The sequence below is a fragment of the Pseudomonas sp. MPC6 genome, from assembly GCF_006094435.1.
Classification (GTDB): domain Bacteria; phylum Pseudomonadota; class Gammaproteobacteria; order Pseudomonadales; family Pseudomonadaceae; genus Aquipseudomonas.
Genome location: NZ_CP034783.1, coordinates 2,862,986 through 2,880,854 on the forward strand (window position 1 = coordinate 2,862,986; position 17,869 = coordinate 2,880,854).

Below are 17,869 nucleotides of genomic sequence, written 5' to 3' on the forward strand. Positions count from 1 at the left end.
CGCCATCCACCCCCATAACCCTTAAGTATTCTGCACATAAGGCTGTCATGGACACGGGCTCACGACTCAAACTAGTACGCGAAAGCTACAAACTGTCCCAGCGCGAGCTGGCCCGGCGTAGCGGCGTCACCAATGCCACCATCTCCCTGATCGAACAGAATCGCGTCAGCCCCTCCGTCAGCTCCCTGAAAAAACTGCTTGAAGGCATTCCCATGTCCTTGGCGGACTTCTTTACCTTCGATCAGCCGCCGCGTGAGCATCAGTACGTGTTTCGGGCCAATGAACAGCCGGATCTCGGGCGTCATGGGTTGCGGTTGTTGCTTATTGGCGCTTCGGTGCCAAGTCGGCAGATGCGCTTGTTGCGCGAGCAGTACGCGCCGGGGGCGAGTTCGGGGGAAGAGCCGATTGTGCACTCGGAAGGGGAGGAGTGTGGGCTTGTCACTCGTGGCACAGTTGAGCTGACGGTGGATGGGCAGATTAGTGTGCTGAATGCTGGGGATGGGTATTACTTTCCTACGACACTGCCGCATCGGTTTCGCAATATCGGGGCGGATGAGGCGGAAATCATTAGTGCGAATACGCCAGCAAACTTCTAATGAGTAAAGTGCTTCGGTGTTTCCCTGTATTAGCTGCAGGGTTCTGGCCTGGGCGGAAGGATCAGCCCGGGGCGTTTATAGCGAGTTCCGGCGAAAGTCCTCGGTAATCTGTTTTCCATCGTTTCCAGCCTCTACCACGTTTCAAGAGAGTCCTCATGAGTTCAGGGATTAGTCAAAAACTGCAGGGTAGCCGCAAGGAACTGCTCGATATCGGCCTTCGTAACACCATGCTGAACTTCCGCGCGTCAGCCAAGACATTGGCTGTCGTTGATGAGCTTTCAGAGTCGGTGTTTCACCTGCTTTATCGGCAAGAGAAGGCCATGAGCTTTTCGCCAATGGCGCGCCAGAAGTTGGCGGCGTTGGCGACCCTCCCTCAGATCGATGGGGAAGACTCCCGGGACGCAGCAACTGATGAGTTGCTGTTGCAGGAGCTCGACGGTTTACACGAATCAGGTTTTGCAGACGATGAACTGGACGAGTCGGGTCGAGCGCGTCGGCATACGGATGCGCGCCTGCAGACAGCACTGGATGAGGAGCGCTTGTTCCTGCAGCTATTGAGGATTCACAGTGAGGCGCGAGCCTTCATCGAGGAGCAGGGCGTAAACACCCTGTTCCTGGCATTGGGCTTTCTTCATTGGTACGAAGCGGACAACTCAGAGACCCTTCGCAAGGCTCCCTTGATGTTATTGCCGGTGACTCTTGAACGCAGCGGCGCAAAGGACGCCTTCAAGCTGAGGTATTCCGGCGACGAGTTGATGCCTAATTTGTCGTTGATCGCCAAGCTCAAGACCGATTTTGGTCTAGACCTTGCGGCCTGTGAATTCAGTGACGATCGCTTCGATGCTATGGAAGGCAGTCTCGACAGTTTTTACGCCGAAGTCACGGACCTGATAAGCCAGCAATCGCGCTGGAAAGTTTCAACAAACGAGGCTGCCCTCGGATTCTTTTCCTTCGGCAAGTTCCTGATGTTCAAGGATCTGGATCCGAAGAGCTGGCCGCAAGACCAGCAGCCCGATGCCCACCCGGTCATCAACCGGCTCCTTGGGTCGGGTTTCGGTGACCAGCATCCTGCCTATGCCGAGGATGTGAACATCGACTCTGTGCTCCAACCTGGGGAAGTGCGATTCGTCAAAGATGCAGACAGTAGCCAGACCGAAGCGATTCTCGAAGTGCGAGAGGGCGCCAACCTGGTTATCCAGGGGCCACCGGGTACCGGTAAGTCGCAGACCATCACAAACATCATCGCGGAACTGATTGCCCAGAAAAAAACGGTGTTGTTCGTGGCCGAAAAGATGGCCGCCCTTGAAGTGGTCAAGCGTCGACTCGATGAATGTCATCTGGGTGATGCAGTGCTTGAGTTGCACAGCCACAAGTCGACTAAAACGTCGGTGCTCAAAGAGCTCGGACGTACACTTGAACAAGGCCGGCCACTGACCAGGGTGGGCGAAGATGATCTGGCCAACCTGGCGGAACTGCAAGGCAACCTGAACCGGTATTGCTCTGCAGTGAGTGCGCCTGTCGGGGTCAGCGGCATGGGCTTTGTCGAGGTGCTGGGGCGATACCTCAAACTCAAGCACAGCTACGGTGTGTTACCTGCGATTGCGTTCGCGCCAATGGCGTCGTGGACCCTGGCTGATCAGCTGAAACGCCGCGAACTGGTTGAAGAATTGACGCTTCATCTCAAGGAAATGGGCCGTCCGGACCAAAACCCGTTTTGGGGAAGCAAACGAACGTTCTTCTCCCCCATTGAAAAGGATACTGCGAGCGACGCATTGCAGCAGGCAAGTGCACACTTGGCCGCTTTGGAAGCCGCCACCAAGGCGCTGTCGATTCGGCTGATGCTGACTCAGCCCGCCACGCTCGCGGACGTAGTCGTCATATGCCGCGGCGCGAGGCGGGCGGCCGAAGCGCCTCGTCTGCACGGGGTAGAGCTGAGTACGGGCGACTGGCAGCTACGCCGCGATGCCATTGGTGAGTTGCTGGATGCGGGCCAGCGCATGAGCCTGTGCAAAGCCAAGCATGGCGCCCTGTTGATCGAGGCCGCGTGGGAGCAGGATCTGTTGGAAGTCCGGCAGAATCTTCTGGCCTACGGTGGCAAGTGGTGGAAGGTGTTTTCGGGGCGCTATCGCGCTTCAAAGGCTCGTTTGCAAGGGCTTGCACAGGGTGTGCTGCCTGGCAGCAATGCCGAACAACTCGGTATGGTCGATTCAGTTCTGACCTATCAACAAAGCCGGAAGGTTTACGACCAACACGAGGCGCTGGGAAGTGCCCTGTTCGGTGCTCAATGGCAGCGTCAGCAGTCCGACTGGGCGGTACTCGACCGCGTTCGTGCCTGGGTAGTCCAGCTCTACGAAGACCTCGGCAATGGCCATTTACCCGAAGGGATCATTGCGTTTCTCGCAGGAGGCACCGACGCCAGCGGGTTCGAGGAAACGGTCAGTCAGATTGAGGCCCATCTCGTTGGCCTTGACCAGGCATTACTGGCCGGCCTGGAAGTCATCGGTATGCAGGATGACACTGCGCAAACGCTGCGCAATTTGGATCTGTCTGCCCTGGGTTCACGCCTGCAGCTGTGGCAATCCAGCCTGGGCGCGCTGTACCAGATGGCTCGTCTCAATGTGTTGGCGGACGAAATGCATCAGGCACAACTGGGCGAATTGTTGAACATTGCCCTGGGCAGTGAAACGCCGGATCAGATTCCCGCCATCCTCGACTTTTCCTGGTATTCGGGGCTTGTGCAAAAGGCCTATGCGGAAAAACCCGCGCTACAGCAATTTGACCGCATCAAGCACGAACATCAGATCGCCAGGTTCAAGGCACTTGATGCTGCGTCGTTGAACCATGCTCAAACCTGGTTGGCGCGCCAGGTATGGGAGCAGATGCCCAATGTGAACCAACCGGGTGAAATGGCAACGCTGCGAGCAGAGCTGAATAAGAAGCGTCGGCATATTCCGATTCGCCAGCTGATCGACAAGGCCGGCCGGGCGATTCAGCAGATCAAGCCGGTATTCATGATGAGCCCTATGTCGATCGCCAATTTTCTGCCTCCAGGCAAGCTGGCATTCGACGTCGTGGTGTTCGACGAAGCGTCTCAAGTCAAGGCCGTCGATGCGTTTGGCGCGATATTGCGCGGCAAGCAAGTGGTGGTCGTGGGTGATACACGGCAGATGCCGCCCAGCGATCTGTTCAGTCGCGACATCGCCCCCGACGACGAGAACGACGCCACCGCAGACATCGAAAGCATCCTCAGTCTGTTCAAGGCGGCGGGTAGCCAGGAACGTTACCTGCGCTGGCACTACCGCAGCCGGCACGAATCACTGATCGCTGTCTCCAACGTCGAATTCTACGACAGCAAGCTGGTGGTGTTTCCCTCTGCCGGACAGCATCTCCACGCCAAGGGTGTGAGCTTCGATTATCTGCCCCACGCGGTGTATGACCGTGGTCGTACTCGCACCAACAAGGAAGAAGCCAAGGCGGTCGCCCAAGCGGTGATGAAGCATGCGTTGGAGACGCCGCAACTTTCCTTGGGAGTGGCTGCATTCAGTGTCCCCCAGCGGGATTTGATCAGTGTCGAGGTCGAGTTATTGCGGCGTAAGACACCTCAGGCCGAAGCGTTTTTCACCGCGCAGGGCAGCGAGCCGTTCTTCGTAAAAAACCTCGAAAACATTCAAGGTGATGAGCGCGACGTGATCTTCATCAGCATTGGTTACGGCCGAAATGAATCCGGTCGTATCGCCCGTGAATTTGGCCCGCTCAACAAAGATGGCGGGCATCGTCGACTCAACGTTTTGATCACGCGGGCCAAGTTGGCGATGCGCGTGTTCAGTAACTTCCGTGGTGATGAGCTGGACATTGATGCCACGGCGAAACACGGCGTACGAGCCTTGAAAAACTTCCTCAAGTACGCGGAAACAGGCGAACTGGAAGTCGCCAAAGTAACCGGCAAGGCTCCAGACTCGCCTTTTGAGGACCAGGTTATCCGGGCCTTGCGCAATCTCGACTACCAGATAGAGCCCCAGGTCGGCACCGCCGGTTACTTCATTGACCTCGCCGTGAAAGACCCGGAGTTCCCGGGTCGCTACGTGCTGGCCGTCGAATGCGATGGCGCGGCCTACCACAGCTCGCGCTCGGCCCGTGATCGCGATCGGTTGCGCCAAGGTGTGCTGGAGGGACTGGGATGGAATTTCCATCGTATCTGGAGCACCGATTGGTTCCGCAATCCCGAGCAGGAAATCAGCCGGACAGTGGCGGCGATCGAAGCGGCGCGCGAACGTATAGCCAGCCGTCGTAACGTTCCGGTTGCAGAGACTTTGATCGAACCCCTGCATGAAATTCTCCGGGATGAATCTGTTGATGAAGTCGAGCCGGTCGCCAGTGCGCCTTATGAGAAAGCGCGACTCGCTGCGGTAACCAACCAGCTGGAACTGCATCAACATCAACCGGAACACCTGCTGCAGTTGATCCGGACCGTGGTTGATGTTGAATCTCCGGTGCATTCGGTGGAAGTCACCCGACGCCTCATGGATGCGTTCGGGGTGACACGGCAAGGGTCGAGGATCACAGCCGCTGTTGAACAAGCCATAGGTATCGGCATTCAACAAAGGCACTTCTTGCGTCGGGGCGAGTTTCTTCATTTGGCCGACAACCGCCCCGTCGTCATCCGCAGCCGGGCGCACTGGGAGTCTTCCGAGCGTAGGTTGGAGTGGGTCGCGCCTGAAGAGCTCGACCGGGCGTTGATAGACATCATCGTCTCCGGATTTTCCATGAGTCATGACGATGCGATTTCCGGGGCTTTGAGATTGCTGGGTTTTGGTCGTGCTACTGCCAAGGTGACAGCGGTGTTGGAAGAGAGGATTGATCAATTGATCAGTGATAGGCGGTTGGAGCTGAGGGAGGGGCGGTTGGTGGTGTGTGGCTGATAAGGCATGCCGAAGAAACCGCTGATAACGGCCCGACGCTTGTTGGACCAGGGCAGGTGGGACGGGTGGCTGTAGCAGTGGTGGTGTGGGTGTTGGCAAGTAGGTTGTCCGGGAAGATCTGGCCCTAAGGTGGTCGATTAACAAAAATGCCTGTATTGCGAGATACGGGCATTTATTTTGCGTATTACCACCGTGACAGAGGGTCGCCCGCGACGCTTTTAGCAACGTCATCCAGAGCATGAGCCAGCGTCGTGTCTCCGGCCTTCATACTTTCAGCAATGTAAGCCGCTTTAATTTCCGTGCTGTCGAGAAAATTGGAAGCTTCGTATCGACTGGTGCCAGAAGTGTCGAGATTGAGGATGGGCATACTCTCGGGATTGAAAATCGTTTTTTTCATCTAGGTACGTCCAGATGTCGCTTGAACTTCGACACGGCGAACGGTGATTACCTCGCCGACCTTGACCTTACGGCGAGGCTTCGCTTTGGCCACAAAGGTTTTGCTGCCATCGAGTGACATCCAGACCAAATCACCAGAATCGACACGAAGCACGCTACCGCTCACTGACAATGCACGAGCATAAGCGGACATTGTAGCCATTTTGGCCAGATCAGGAATCTGACGCTCCAGAGCGTCCATTTCCTTATCTGAGAGCTTCTTCGCTTTTACAGTCATCGGGATTCCCCATCAGCGTGCACTTTGGTAATTCTTGCCTGGATAAAATATTGAATATGTTCAAGCAAGGAAAACCCGCAACAATGCGGGTTCTCCTTCGGTTCAGATCTGGTCAGTAACCCTTGGCGCCTCAAACCCCCGTTGCTCAATCACCCGAAACACATCGCTCACATCCTGGACCATGATCCGGGCGATATTCGTGACGGTATTGATGTCGTTTTCGGCGTAATCGGGGAGGCTGGTGCAGGCCATGAGGTGCAGGTACTGGAGGACGGCGTTGAGGCGTTCGCTGACGCAGTTGTGGAGTTCGCGGAGCGGGGCGTCGCTGTCGATGAGCAGGACGGGGTAGTCGGTGGCGAGTTGGGACATGGGGGTGAAGCGGCGGGGCGGATTGTTCATGGTCATAGGTATTTCTCTACGAAGATAAATAGAGGCACCACCTTTTCGCTGCGAAACAATTGGGTGGCAGCTGTACGCGGGTTCGCAGACCGAGAGATGACCTACACCCGGCAGACCCGAAAGTCTCCCACGCACAACCGCCATGAAATGAAACGCGGGCGGATTTTGCCAGACTTCTCATTTGACGGTGTAGTCATCTCTAATTAGGGCTGCGAAACCCTATCGCCGGTTGCTATCAGCGACGGGGCGAATATAAGCGTCCATTTGGGTGCCCACAACCGGGCTGTAGGACGCCTGGGTGGGCATTTTGGCAAGGTGGATTGCAGCTGAATGGCGGGGGAATCGTTGGAGTCGGCGTAAACCGCGCGAAGCGGAGTGTCCTAGGAAATCGGCTGCCAGTTTTGGGGCCGCTTCGCTGCCAAACGAGGGCAAGCCCCCTCGCCACAAAGGGAAAATTCCTACACGATTTTCGGAAGGCAAGATCCAGATTTGGCGGCTTCCAATAGCGCTGTGCGGAACGGGATAGCCAAAAATAACAAAGCCCCGAATCATCGGGGCTTTGTTATTTGGAAATTGTGCAGTTTCCCAAAATCGTTATCGCAGACCGTCCAACATCACTGCCTGGCCTGCGGCGAATGCGGGTTGTGTTGAGTGTGTTTCGGTCCGACCAATGCCCACGCCAGCACCCCGAACAGCGGCACAAACACGATAAACACTATCCACAAGAGTTTGTTGCTCGATTTGCCTTCGGCTTTGCGGACTTTGTTGATTGCCCATAGCTCGATCAGCAAAAGAATTGCTGTCAGCACGATCCAGATTGTTTCGATTTGCATTGGTCACCCTCCAGATAGTCTTTGCGTTAGGTGGGTGAGGGTGAGCAGGGTTCATTAAATTTTGAGGTTTTGTGGGTGAGACGTCAGCGGGGTTGCTCGCGATGGGACTGTCAGGTGAATCATTTTTGGCTGACAGGGCCTCTTCGCGAGGAGGCTCGCAGGGGGGGTAGTTAGATCGAGTTGTCCTGCGGGTCTTGCCATGGCGATCTTCGGGCGGCACGTAGCCGATGGTGTGTTTTTCTAACCTGACACCCCGCGGCGTTCTTGGGTTTTTCGCGAGCAAGCTCGCTCCTACAGGGGATTTGCAGTCAAACTGATCAAGTCGGGAAAGGGTCCAACGACCTCAACTTCATTCAGGCATTCAAACCGGGGAACCACGAGATGACTCAAACACTGGAACGCGCCATTGCCATTGCTGCCAACGCCCATCAAGGGCAAGTCGACAAAGGCGGATCGCCTTACATCCTGCATCCACTGAAGGTCATGCTGCGGGTCAACACCCTCGAAGAGCGCATCGTTGCGGTGCTGCATGACGTGGTCGAAGACTGCGGCATCAGCCTGGATGAGCTGCGCCAGGAAGGCTTCAGTGAAGCGGTGCTGGAGGCTATCGCGGCGGTGACTAAAGTGCCGGGCGAGTCCTATGAGGCATTCGTCGAACGCGCGGCGCTGAACCCGGTCGGCCGCGTAGTCAAATTGGCGGACCTTGAAGAAAACAGCGATTTATCGCGGATTGAACAGCCGTCCTGGGACGATCTGGAGCGCATTGAAAAGTATCGGCGGGCGATTGGCGTATTGCGCTCGTAACGTCACGCAATTACAACGCGTGCCTGGCCAGAGTCGCCTTGAGTGCCTCGGTGACCAGAGCGATCAGGATGGGTTCGGAGTTCGCCTGCATCTCGCCACCGATAGTGGCTTGCTGTGCTTTCACTTTGCCCATGTATTTCGAGCTTCGACCCGCTCCCCCGATAGCCTGCCAACTGCAAGAGTGGTACTGACGAACACTTAGAGGTCGAAATCTGACACGCCTCGATGATCACTGACGCCGACAATTCGCCTGGGTGCAACAACCTTGAAAGCGGCGCGCGGGGATCAACCATGGTTAGCAGTGTTTTTGACAAGTTCAAGCCAGGAGAGGATGCCTTTAGCGCCCATCCTGGCGAATCTGACCGACCACAACCATCGCCGCTGCGCATCGGCTTCTGGCTGATGGAGGCCTTCGATTTGTACACCCTGGCCAATGCGCTGGAGCCACTGCGCCTGGCCAACCAGGTGGCCGGGCGGGCGCTTTGCCGTTGGCAAATGCTCAGCCTGCAAGGCGGGCAACTGCACGCCAGCAACGGCATCGCTACCGCCACGGCGCGACTGGATCAGGCCCAGGCCCTGGATGTATTGATCCTCTGTGGTGGCGATAGCTTGCCCGCCGATGCGGATCAGCCGGACGTTCGCCAGGCGCTGTGTCACTGGGCCCTGCAGCCGATCAGCCTGGGGGCTTTGGGCCAGGCCGGTTGGCTGCTGGCGCGGATCGGGGCGCTGGACGGCTATCGCTGCAGCTTGCCGGAGCCCGATTCGCTTGCGCCCCAGGCCGCCTTCAATGAGTTGACCCCGGTGGCCGCGCCGTTCTGCGTCGATCGCCAACGCCTGACCTGCGTCGGGCCGCAGGCCGTTCAAGGGTTGATGCACGAATGGCTCGCACGGACCCACGGGCGTGGTCTGGTGCTGCGCATGGAAAAACACGCCGCGCGCCAGGCCCGGCCGCTGCAGGCGATGCATAACGCGCCGGCACGGCTGCAAGCGGCGCTGGCGTTGATGGGGGATCATCTGGACCGCGCCTTGGGTATCGACGAGCTGGCGGAGGCGATGGGCATGTCTCGCCGACACCTGGAGCGGTTGTTCAAGCGCAGTCTGGGGTGTTCGCCGTCTCGGCATTATCTGGATTTGCGCCTGCAGCGGGCGCGTCGGTTGCTGCAGGCCGGGGGGCAATCGATGGTGGAGGTTGTCCACGAGTGCGGGTTTGTCTCGCTGCAACATTTTGCTCGCTGCTATCGCCAGTACTTCGGTGTGCATCCGCGGGTGGATGTGGGTGGGCAATTGATTGCGGGGTGTCAGGCGAACTCTGTTTTGCATGTGCCGGACTCTTCGCTGGCAAGCCAGCTCCTACAGTAGATTTTCAGTGGACACCGGTTTTGTGCTCGACACTGATCCCCTGTAGGAGCTGGCTTGCCAGCGAAGAGGCCATCCGAGCCGGCATCATTGTTGACTATAAGTCCGCCTTCGCGGGCAAGCCCGCTTCCACAGGGTGCTGTGTCGATCACAAGACCTTGGCTTAACCCCAATCAATGTGGGAGCGTGAATCTCTGAACCAATGCCTCCGTCCGACGGGGGCATTGTTGTTTTTACCGGATGAGTTTTTGGCGCGCGTGCCAAAGAGCGGATCTGACCAACTACAGGTCGGATTCGCACAAAAAACCTCGCTTTGCATCTGTTCGAATGATCTTCAGCGGCCCGCCAGAGTGGCGCCTTCTGTTGCAATCACTGACAAGGATAAATGACATGCAAATGCCGAAAACCATCCAGATCAAGAACGGCGAAAAAGTGACTCCGACCTTTTCGGCCCAGGAATATGCCAATCGCCAGGCGAAATTGCGGGCTTACCTGGCGCAGAACAATATCGATGCAGCGGTCTTCACCTCGTATCACAACATCAACTACTACAGCGATTTCCTGTATTGCTCCTTTGGCCGTCAGTACGCACTGGTGGTGACCCAGGACAGCGCCGTCACCATCAGCGCCAACATCGATGGCGGCCAGCCTTGGCGCCGGACCGTCGGCACTGAGAACATCGTTTACACCGACTGGCAGCGGGACAACTATTTCGTCGCGATCCAGCAAGCCTTGCCCAAGGCCGGGCGGATCGGCATCGAGTTCGATCACCTGAACCTGCTCAATCGCGACAAGCTCGCCAGCCGTTACCCCCAGGCCGAACTGGTGGACGTCGCGGCGCCCTGCATGCGCATGCGCATGATCAAGTCCGCCGAAGAGCACGCGATCATTCGCCACGGTGCCCGCGTAGCGGACATCGGTGGTGCCGCGATCGTCGAAGCCTTGCGTGACCAGGTGCCGGAATATGAAGTGGCACTGCATGCGACCCAGGCGATGGTGCGCGAAATTGCCCGCACCTTCCCCGACTCCGAACTGATGGACACCTGGACCTGGTTCCAGTCCGGCATCAACACCGACGGCGCGCATAACCCGGTGACTTCGCGCAAGGTCAACAAGGGCGACATCCTCAGCCTCAATTGCTTCCCGATGATCGCCGGGTACTACACCGCGCTGGAACGCACCCTGTTCCTGGATCACTGTTCCGACGAGCATCTGCGCTTGTGGGAGGTCAACGTCAAGGTGCACGAGGCCGGTCTGAAACTGATCAAGCCGGGCATGCGCTGCTGCGATATCGCGCTGCAACTGAACGAGATTTTCCTGGAGCACGATCTGCTGCAATACCGCACCTTCGGCTACGGTCACTCGTTCGGCACGCTGAGCCATTACTATGGCCGCGAAGCCGGGCTGGAACTGCGCGAAGACATCGACACGGTGCTGGAGCCGGGGATGGTGGTGTCCATCGAGCCGATGATCATGCTGCCCGAAGGCCTGCCGGGCGCCGGTGGTTATCGTGAGCACGACATCCTGATCGTCAACGAGCAGGGCGGGGAAAACATCACCCATTTCCCGTATGGCCCGGAACACAACATCATCAAGAAGTAAGACCGCGCGCCGCACAGTGAGCCTGTGCGGCGTTTTTTGTTGCAACTGATGCATGCGCGCCCCAGAACGCGCAGCATCTACAGACCCATAACCCTGCCAAGTAAAACAATAGAGGGGTTTTGCCATGATCCACGTCCCGACTTTCCATCCCGATCACTGCACCTCTACCACCGGAGGTGCGCAATGAGCACCCAAAGCGCAAGCCTGACGTCCCCCCTGGAACAGCAACGTGAACTGACGGCCGAGCGTAAGGCCTTGCGCCGGGCGGCCAGTGCCAGCTTCATGGGCAACTTCGTCGAGTGGTTCGACTATGCGGCCTACGGCTACCTGGCAACCGTCATCGCCATGACGTTTTTTCCGCAGACCGACAAGGCGTCGGCGCTGCTGGCGACCTTCGCGGTGTTCGCGTTGTCGTTTATCGTGCGCCCGCTGGGCGGGCTGGTCTGGGGGCACTTTGGTGACAAATACGGGCGGCGCAGTGCGTTGTCCTGGTCGATTCTGATCATGTCGGTGTCGACCTTCTGCATCGGCATTCTGCCCACTTACAACCATATCGGCCTGTGGGCGCCCGCCTTGTTGTTGTTGATCCGCCTGTTCCAGGGCTTTTCCGCTTCCGGCGAATACGCCGGGGCATCGGCCTTTCTCGCCGAGTACGCCCCCGAGGGCAAGCGCGGTTTGTACACCAGCATCGTTCCGGCGAGTACCGCGGCCGGCTTATTGTTCGGCGCGGTGTTCGTCGCCGGTCTGCATGCCTGGATGAGTGTCGAGGATCTGCACAGCTGGGGCTGGCGCCTGCCGTTTCTGTTGGCGGCGCCGTTCGGCCTGGTGGGGCGGTATATCCGCATGAGTCTGCAGGACACGCCCAAGTTCCTGGAGATGGAAAAACGCCTCGAAGCCAAGGAGTGCGCGACCCATGCGCCGGTTCGCGAATTGCTGACCGTACACCGGCGCAGCGTGATGATCGGGATCGGCGTGACCTGCCTGAACGCGGTGGCCTTCTACCTGCTGCTCAGCTACATGCCCACCTACCTGTCCACCGAAATGGGCATGAGCGAGAGCGATTCGTTCCTGGCGTCGACGGTGTCGCTGGCGACCTATATCGGGTTGATTTTCCTGATGGGCAAGCTGTCGGACCGTTTTGGCCGCAAGACCATGTTGCTGACGGCTTCGGTGTTGTTCCTGGTGCTGACGTTTCCGCTGTTCGGCATGCTGGAGAACCAGCCGCTGATCGTGATCCTGATGATCCAGATCGCCTTCGGCGCGATCCTGGCGATGAACGACGGCACCTTGCCGTGCTTCCTCGCCGAGATCTTCCCGACCCGGGTGCGCTTCAGCGGTTTTGCCTTCAGCTTCAATATCGCCAATGCGGTGTTCGGCGGTACCGCGCCGTTTATCGCGACCTGGCTGATCCAACTGACCGGCAACAAAATGGCGCCTGCCTGGTATCTGCTGGCAGCAGCGGCAGTGGCGCTGGTTGCGATGCTGGCGAGTCGGGAAACGGCGCATAAGGCTTTGCAGGACTGAGTCAGTCTACCCCTGTAAACACAGCTTGCCTGCGATGGCGATCTCCCGGATGCCATCGCGAGCAAGCTCGCTCCCAATCAATGCACCGCAGCCACCTGCTTGCGCTCCCCAATAGGCGATACGCCGAAAAACCGGCTGTAGCATTTGGAGAAGTGCGCCGGCGACACAAAGCCGCACGCCAGGGCGATATCGCGCACTTGCGACTCGCTGCGCAACAGCAATTGCCGCGCCCGCGACAGGCGCAGTTCCAGGTAGTACTGGCTCGGCGTGCGTTGCAGGTGCTTGTGGAACAGGCGCTCCAGTTGCCGTACCGACACCTCGTTCAACCGCGCCAGTTCTTCAAGGCCCACCGGCTCTTCGAGATTGGCCTCCATGATCGCCACCATCTGGCTGAGCTTGGGCTGCGAGGTGCCCAGTTTCTGCCGCAACGGCACCCGCTGTTGCTCCTTCGCCCCACGTACCCGATCACACAGCAGCAACTCGGCCGCATGGGCGGCGATGTCCCGGCCGCCCGGTTCGCGGGCAATCAACTGCAGGGTCATGTCCATCGAGGCCACGCCGCCGGAGCAGGTGTAGCGATCGCGATCGAGTTCGAACAGCTGGTTGGAAATAATGATCCCCGGGAAACGCTCCTTCAGCGCTTCGATGTCTTCCCAGTGAATCGTGCAGCGATAGCCCTTGAGCAGATCGGCCCGTGCCAGCAAGTGACTGCCCGTGCAAATCCCGCCGAGCGGCACCTGATCGTGCGCCAGCTTGCGCAGCCAATTGAGCAAGGGGCGACTGCTGTGATTGGAGACGATCGGGTTGGATCCGACCACGAACAGGATGTCGAGCCTGGGGGCATCGGTAATGGTGTAGTCGGGCAGGATCCGCATGCCGTTACTGGCCGTGACCGGGTCCAGGCTGGCGGCGATGATGACCGTGCGGAACATCGGTTCGCGCGCTGCCATGTTGGCCATGCGCAGGGTCTCCACGGCGGAGGCGAAGCCGATGGTGGTGAAGTTGGGGATGACCAGGAAACCCACGGTTTTCACCGGCCGTTGTTCTTTTGCCGAACGTCCTGCGGCGGGTTTCGCCACCTGGAGTTTCGCCATCGTTACCGCTCCTCAACTGTAATAGTGACGCGCTCTGCGGCAAGCTGCCGACAGGTGGCAACATCATCTCGATTTTATGGTGATTAGCCCTGCATTCGGGTTACTGGATATTACACCCAGAGCCTTATGAATAGGCATTCGAGACCCGTTATAGGTGATCAGGAGAGGCGGGAAAGGAGGGGGAGGGGAAGGGCAAAAAAAAACGGCCCGCTCCGTGGTGGTAAGCGGGCCGCAAAGAGGTGAAAGGTCAGTCGTCGGAGCGGGGTTCAAGCGCGCCGTCGAATGTGTGTTCGTTCAAGCCAGTTCGGCTTTCTGCAACGTGCTCTTTTTGGCGTTGAAGATTGCACCCATGCAGATAATGGAAAGCGTCAGGGCCCCGGTAGCAATCACTTCCATGCGGTGCTGCGGCAAAATCAACATCACCACCAGAATGCTCAAGATGCTGGCGATCACCAGGTAACTGAGCCAAGGGTAAAACCACATCTTGAAGGCGATCGGCTGTCCTGAAGCGTTCATCTTCTTGCGCAGTATCAATTGCGAAACCGCAATGGCCAGATAGACCAGCAAGGCAACGGCCCCCGAACTGGCCAACAGGAAGGAGAACACTTCGTTGGGCGCAAAATAGTTCAGCGCCGTGGTCAGGAAGCCCACTGCCGTACTGGCCAGTACCGCAAAGTAAGGCACCCCTGACGCTGAAGTCTTTTGCAGTACCCGAGGGCCATCCCCGCGTTTGCTCAAGGAGAAGACCATGCGCGAAGCGGTATAAATGGCCGAGTTCAGGCAACTGGCGACGGCGATCAGGACGACGATATCGACAATCATTTTCGCGTAGGGAATGTTCATCAACTCCAGCGCCCGCTGATAAGAGCCGACCTGCACCAGCATCGGGTCATTCCAGGGCACGATGGAGACGATGAGGAACACCGAGACAATGTAGAAAATCCCCATGCGCCAGACGACGGAGTTGGTCGCGCGGGTAATCTGTTTCGACGGGTTCTGCGATTCTGCGGCGGCAATCGTGACGATTTCCGTGCCCATGAAGCTGAACACAGTGGTCAGCATCGCACCAACCACGGCGGTCATGCCATTGGGCATGAAACCACCGAATTCATGGCTTAATTGCATCACACCGCTGACGGTCGTGTCCGGCAACCCGCCCGCCAGGGCCAGCGCGCCAAGCGCGATAAAGCCCAATACCGCAATGACCTTGAGCATGGCGAACCAGAACTCGAACTCGCCGTAGCGCGCGACGCTGAACAGGTTTGTCAGGGTCAGCAGGCCGGTGACCGCTATCGCGAATTCCCAGGTCTGGATCGACGGGAACCAGGCGTTGAGAATGGCCGCGGCGGCAATGGCTTCGATGGGAATGACCAGCACCCAGAACCACCAGTACAGCCAACCGATGGTAAAGCCGGCGCTGCGTCCCATGGCGCGCTCGGCATAAGTTGAAAACGATCCGGTGTCCGGCGAGGCGACGGCCATTTCTCCGAGCATGCGCATCACCAGCACGACCAGGGTGCCGGACATGATGTAAGCGAGGATCGCCGCCGGGCCAGCCGAGGCGATGGCATGGCCCGAACCGATGAACAGGCCGGCACCGATGGCGCCGGCTATGGAGAGCATGGTGACGTGACGCTGCTTGAGCCCTGGGGCCAAAGTGGAGGTGCTGGACATGAGAGGTACCCTTTTTATTATGTTCTGGAGGGTGCAGCGTTAACGGCGGGTACTTGTTGGCGCCCGCCGTTGTCTCTTCAAGTGGTTAAATCAAAGGCCTCCCTGACGGCAGCACTGATGCCGGATACACAGACGTCCAGGATCAACTCGCCTTTTTCGCGACTCGAGCCTTTGGGGGAAGACAGCGTGCCGCACGCCGGGGTGCGCTCCGGGATGATGGGAAACACGTCATAAGGGGGGAAACGGGCGGGAGGATGGTCAACGGCGCGACTCAGATCGACCTTGTCCGGGTGAAGTGCCAGCATCAGCGATGTTTCAAAGACACCGCCGTGTTCGATATCCCAGCCGAGGAAGCCCTCGGGATACAGCTGTTTGATGACAGCAGGATCGTTGACGAAGTCCCAATAAGACAACACCACCACTTTGAAGTCATCGATGCCGCCATAACGAAGTTCGCGAAGTGCCAGGTCAATGCCCTCGACGATGAACATCGAGTTTTCATAGTGACCGTTCATCATCACCAGTTTGCGTGCGCCATGGCGTGCCAGTTCGCGGATGATGTCCTGCACGGTGTGGGTCAGTGTCGCGCCATCGAGGCTGGTGGTGCCGGGGAAGTGGTTGCCGCCACCGGACTTCTGCTGGGATTTGTAGCCGTAGGCCAGGGCCGGCAACACCAGGCCGCTGATGTTTTGCGCGACCGCCTTGCATATCGCGGTCGGCAGCAGCACATCGACCTCCATGCACATGTGATGACCATGCTGTTCCAGGGCGCCCACTGGCAAAAAGATCGGGCAGCCGGTAGCGACCTTCTCTGCATACTCTGGCCAGGTGAGCTCACCGATAACGACGCTGTTGTTCATCTACGGACTCTCTTGAGTGATTGACGCTGGAAGCGTTCGCCGTTTCCCTTGGCCATCTTTTCGACGGTAGGGATCGAACGTGGTGCATGGAATGATTCCATCAGATAGAAGCGGCATCGATTTGTCTAAAACCGACCCAGAATTGACAAAATACCCTTTGTTTTGGCTTTTCTGACAGGGCGCGGCCTTTTGGGTGTGGCGCTTTTGGACAAGGAGGGGCGATGAGTCGGATCTGACAAACTTCAGGTCGGACGGGTACAAAATCGGGTGATGGCGATCTGCTGCAATGGCGCTTGCCAGCCAATGAGGCGTGGGGCCGGCAGATCGACCAGCAAGCGGCAAGACCACAAGGACGAGAAGGACAGAAGCCACTTTCCATCACCCGGGAGAGACAATAATGAATAATCGCATCGACCTTTCGCGCCGTACTTTCCTCAAGACTACCAGCATCCTCGCCGGCACGGCGGCGCTGTCCGGTTTGCTGCCGTTGAGAAGTTTCGCCGCCGCGGAAAAAGAGCTGGTGATCCTGGCCTGGGCCGGACACGCCGAGCCGGACATCGTCGCCGATTTCGAACGTCAACACGGGGTCAAGGTCAGGGCCAAGTACTACACCGGTGGCGACAACATGCTGGGGCTGATCTCGCAATCGCCGCCCGGCACCTTCGATCTGATCCTGTCCGACGCCGAATATGTCCAGCAACTCAATGCCGCCGAATACATCGAGCAACTCGACCCGGCCGATTACCCCTTCGACGACTTCTATCCGGAGTTCCAGCACTTTCCCGGTCACTGGCAGGGGGACAAACTCTATTCCGTGCTGATTCGCTTCGGTTTTCTCGGCATTGCCTACAACACCCAGCTGGTGCCCGAAGCCAAGGTGCGCAGCTACGATGTGTTCTGGGACGAAAGCCTCAAGGGCAAGGTCGGGCACTTCGACTGGCACCTGCCGAACCTGGGGCAGATCAGTTTGCTCAATGGCAATGCCCGCCCTTACGACATCGATAACGCGCACTGGGAACTCGTCCAGCAGAAGATGATGAGCCTGCGCCCGCAGATCGGTGGTTTCTTCGATTACGGCGGCACCTTTTCTTCACTGAAGAACGGTCAGGTGCATGCCATGTGCGGTATCGGCGACTGGATCACCGGGGTCTTGCAGCGCGCCGGCGCACCGGTGAAAACCGTGCTGCCGGAGGAGGGCGGGCTGCAATGGACCGAGTCCTACTGCATCGCCAGGAAGGCCCATAGCCCGGAGCTGGCGAAGAAGTTCATCCAATACATCACCTCACCGCAAGGCCAGGTCAAGTCGGCGAAGATGGCGGCCTACCCGGCGCTGATCCCGAGCCAGAAAGGCTGGGAACTGCTGAATCAGACCGATCCCGCCGAAGCCAGGCGCCAAGGCATGCTGCTCGGCCAGCGCAACGTCATGGACGATATCCGCGACGGTCGCATCAAGTACCGCGAACTCCCGGTCCGGCAGAGCCTGGATGAGTGGAACGACTTCTGGTCGCAATACAAAGGTGCCTGACGAGTCACGT

Annotated in this window: 14 protein-coding genes and 1 pseudogene; 7 read left to right on the top strand and 8 right to left on the bottom strand. The window is 58.3% G+C overall.

The features are described from left to right. Window positions 1–47 precede the first annotated feature (47 nt). Window positions 48–596, top strand: coding sequence for a cupin domain-containing protein (locus ELQ88_RS15430; RefSeq protein WP_007895886.1), 549 nt, complete (start codon window positions 48–50; stop codon window positions 594–596). Window positions 597–751: 155 nt separating this feature from the next. Next, window positions 752–5,515, top strand: coding sequence for a DUF3320 domain-containing protein (locus tag ELQ88_RS15435; RefSeq protein WP_138966100.1), 4,764 nt, complete (start codon window positions 752–754; stop codon window positions 5,513–5,515). Window positions 5,516–5,729: 214 nt separating this feature from the next. Here ELQ88_RS15435 and ELQ88_RS15440 read toward each other — a convergent pair. The 4 genes and pseudogenes from ELQ88_RS15440 to ELQ88_RS15455 all read right to left on the bottom strand — a co-directional run. Then, window positions 5,730–5,912, bottom strand: a pseudogene (locus ELQ88_RS15440) (putative addiction module antidote protein); the annotation flags it as partial. Then, the gene (locus ELQ88_RS15445) at window positions 5,913–6,188 is read right to left on the bottom strand and encodes a hypothetical protein (RefSeq protein WP_138966102.1); all 276 of its coding nucleotides are present in this window, start codon (window positions 6,186–6,188) and stop codon (window positions 5,913–5,915) included. Between the two features lie 102 nt (window positions 6,189–6,290). Continuing rightward, complete coding sequence (locus ELQ88_RS15450) at window positions 6,291–6,593, bottom strand: fructose-bisphosphate aldolase (protein WP_138966104.1); 303 nt, start codon at window positions 6,591–6,593, stop codon at window positions 6,291–6,293. Between the two features lie 608 nt (window positions 6,594–7,201). Next, window positions 7,202–7,420 carry a PLD nuclease N-terminal domain-containing protein gene (locus ELQ88_RS15455; RefSeq protein ID WP_138966106.1) on the bottom strand — a complete coding sequence of 73 codons (219 nt, stop codon included), beginning with the start codon at window positions 7,418–7,420 and terminating at the stop codon, window positions 7,202–7,204. 381 nt (window positions 7,421–7,801) lie between these two features. Here ELQ88_RS15455 and ELQ88_RS15460 point away from each other — a divergent pair, with 381 nt between their 5' ends. Beyond that, window positions 7,802–8,224, top strand: coding sequence for an HD domain-containing protein (locus tag ELQ88_RS15460; protein ID WP_138966108.1), 423 nt, complete (start codon window positions 7,802–7,804; stop codon window positions 8,222–8,224). Between the two features lie 10 nt (window positions 8,225–8,234). On the opposite strand, the gene ELQ88_RS34955 is transcribed toward ELQ88_RS15460, so the two are convergent. After that, entirely contained in the window at window positions 8,235–8,357 is a 123-nt protein-coding gene (locus ELQ88_RS34955; RefSeq protein WP_267464304.1) for a hypothetical protein, read from the bottom strand. A 158-nt stretch (window positions 8,358–8,515) separates the two neighbouring features. Here ELQ88_RS34955 and ELQ88_RS15465 point away from each other — a divergent pair, with 158 nt between their 5' ends. From ELQ88_RS15465 to ELQ88_RS15475, 3 genes are all read left to right on the top strand, one after another. Beyond that, window positions 8,516–9,583, top strand: coding sequence for a helix-turn-helix domain-containing protein (locus tag ELQ88_RS15465; protein WP_138966110.1), 1,068 nt, complete (start codon window positions 8,516–8,518; stop codon window positions 9,581–9,583). Between the two features lie 387 nt (window positions 9,584–9,970). Further along, the gene (locus ELQ88_RS15470) at window positions 9,971–11,182 is read left to right on the top strand and encodes a M24 family metallopeptidase (RefSeq protein ID WP_138966112.1); all 1,212 of its coding nucleotides are present in this window, start codon (window positions 9,971–9,973) and stop codon (window positions 11,180–11,182) included. A 183-nt stretch (window positions 11,183–11,365) separates the two neighbouring features. Beyond that, window positions 11,366–12,706, top strand: coding sequence for an MFS transporter (locus ELQ88_RS15475; RefSeq protein ID WP_138966114.1), 1,341 nt, complete (start codon window positions 11,366–11,368; stop codon window positions 12,704–12,706). Between the two features lie 77 nt (window positions 12,707–12,783). Here the strand turns inward: ELQ88_RS15475 and ELQ88_RS15480 are convergent, their stop codons facing one another. The 3 genes from ELQ88_RS15480 to ELQ88_RS15490 form a co-directional block, all read right to left on the bottom strand. Beyond that, a complete protein-coding gene (locus ELQ88_RS15480; RefSeq protein WP_128870375.1) occupies window positions 12,784–13,800 on the bottom strand; it encodes a GlxA family transcriptional regulator in 1,017 nt (338 codons plus the stop codon). Window positions 13,801–14,094: 294 nt separating this feature from the next. Continuing rightward, window positions 14,095–15,474 (bottom strand): GABA permease, encoded by a 1,380-nt coding sequence (gabP, locus tag ELQ88_RS15485; protein WP_138966116.1) that lies wholly within the window; start codon window positions 15,472–15,474, stop codon window positions 14,095–14,097. A 77-nt stretch (window positions 15,475–15,551) separates the two neighbouring features. Next, the gene (locus ELQ88_RS15490; protein WP_138966118.1) at window positions 15,552–16,334 is read right to left on the bottom strand and encodes a creatininase; all 783 of its coding nucleotides are present in this window, start codon (window positions 16,332–16,334) and stop codon (window positions 15,552–15,554) included. 397 nt (window positions 16,335–16,731) lie between these two features. On the opposite strand from ELQ88_RS15490, the gene ELQ88_RS15495 reads away from it, so the two are divergent. Next, on the top strand, window positions 16,732–17,859 hold the full coding sequence (locus ELQ88_RS15495; protein ID WP_128870378.1) for an extracellular solute-binding protein: 1,128 nt from the start codon (window positions 16,732–16,734) through the stop codon (window positions 17,857–17,859). Window positions 17,860–17,869: the final 10 nt, after the last annotated feature.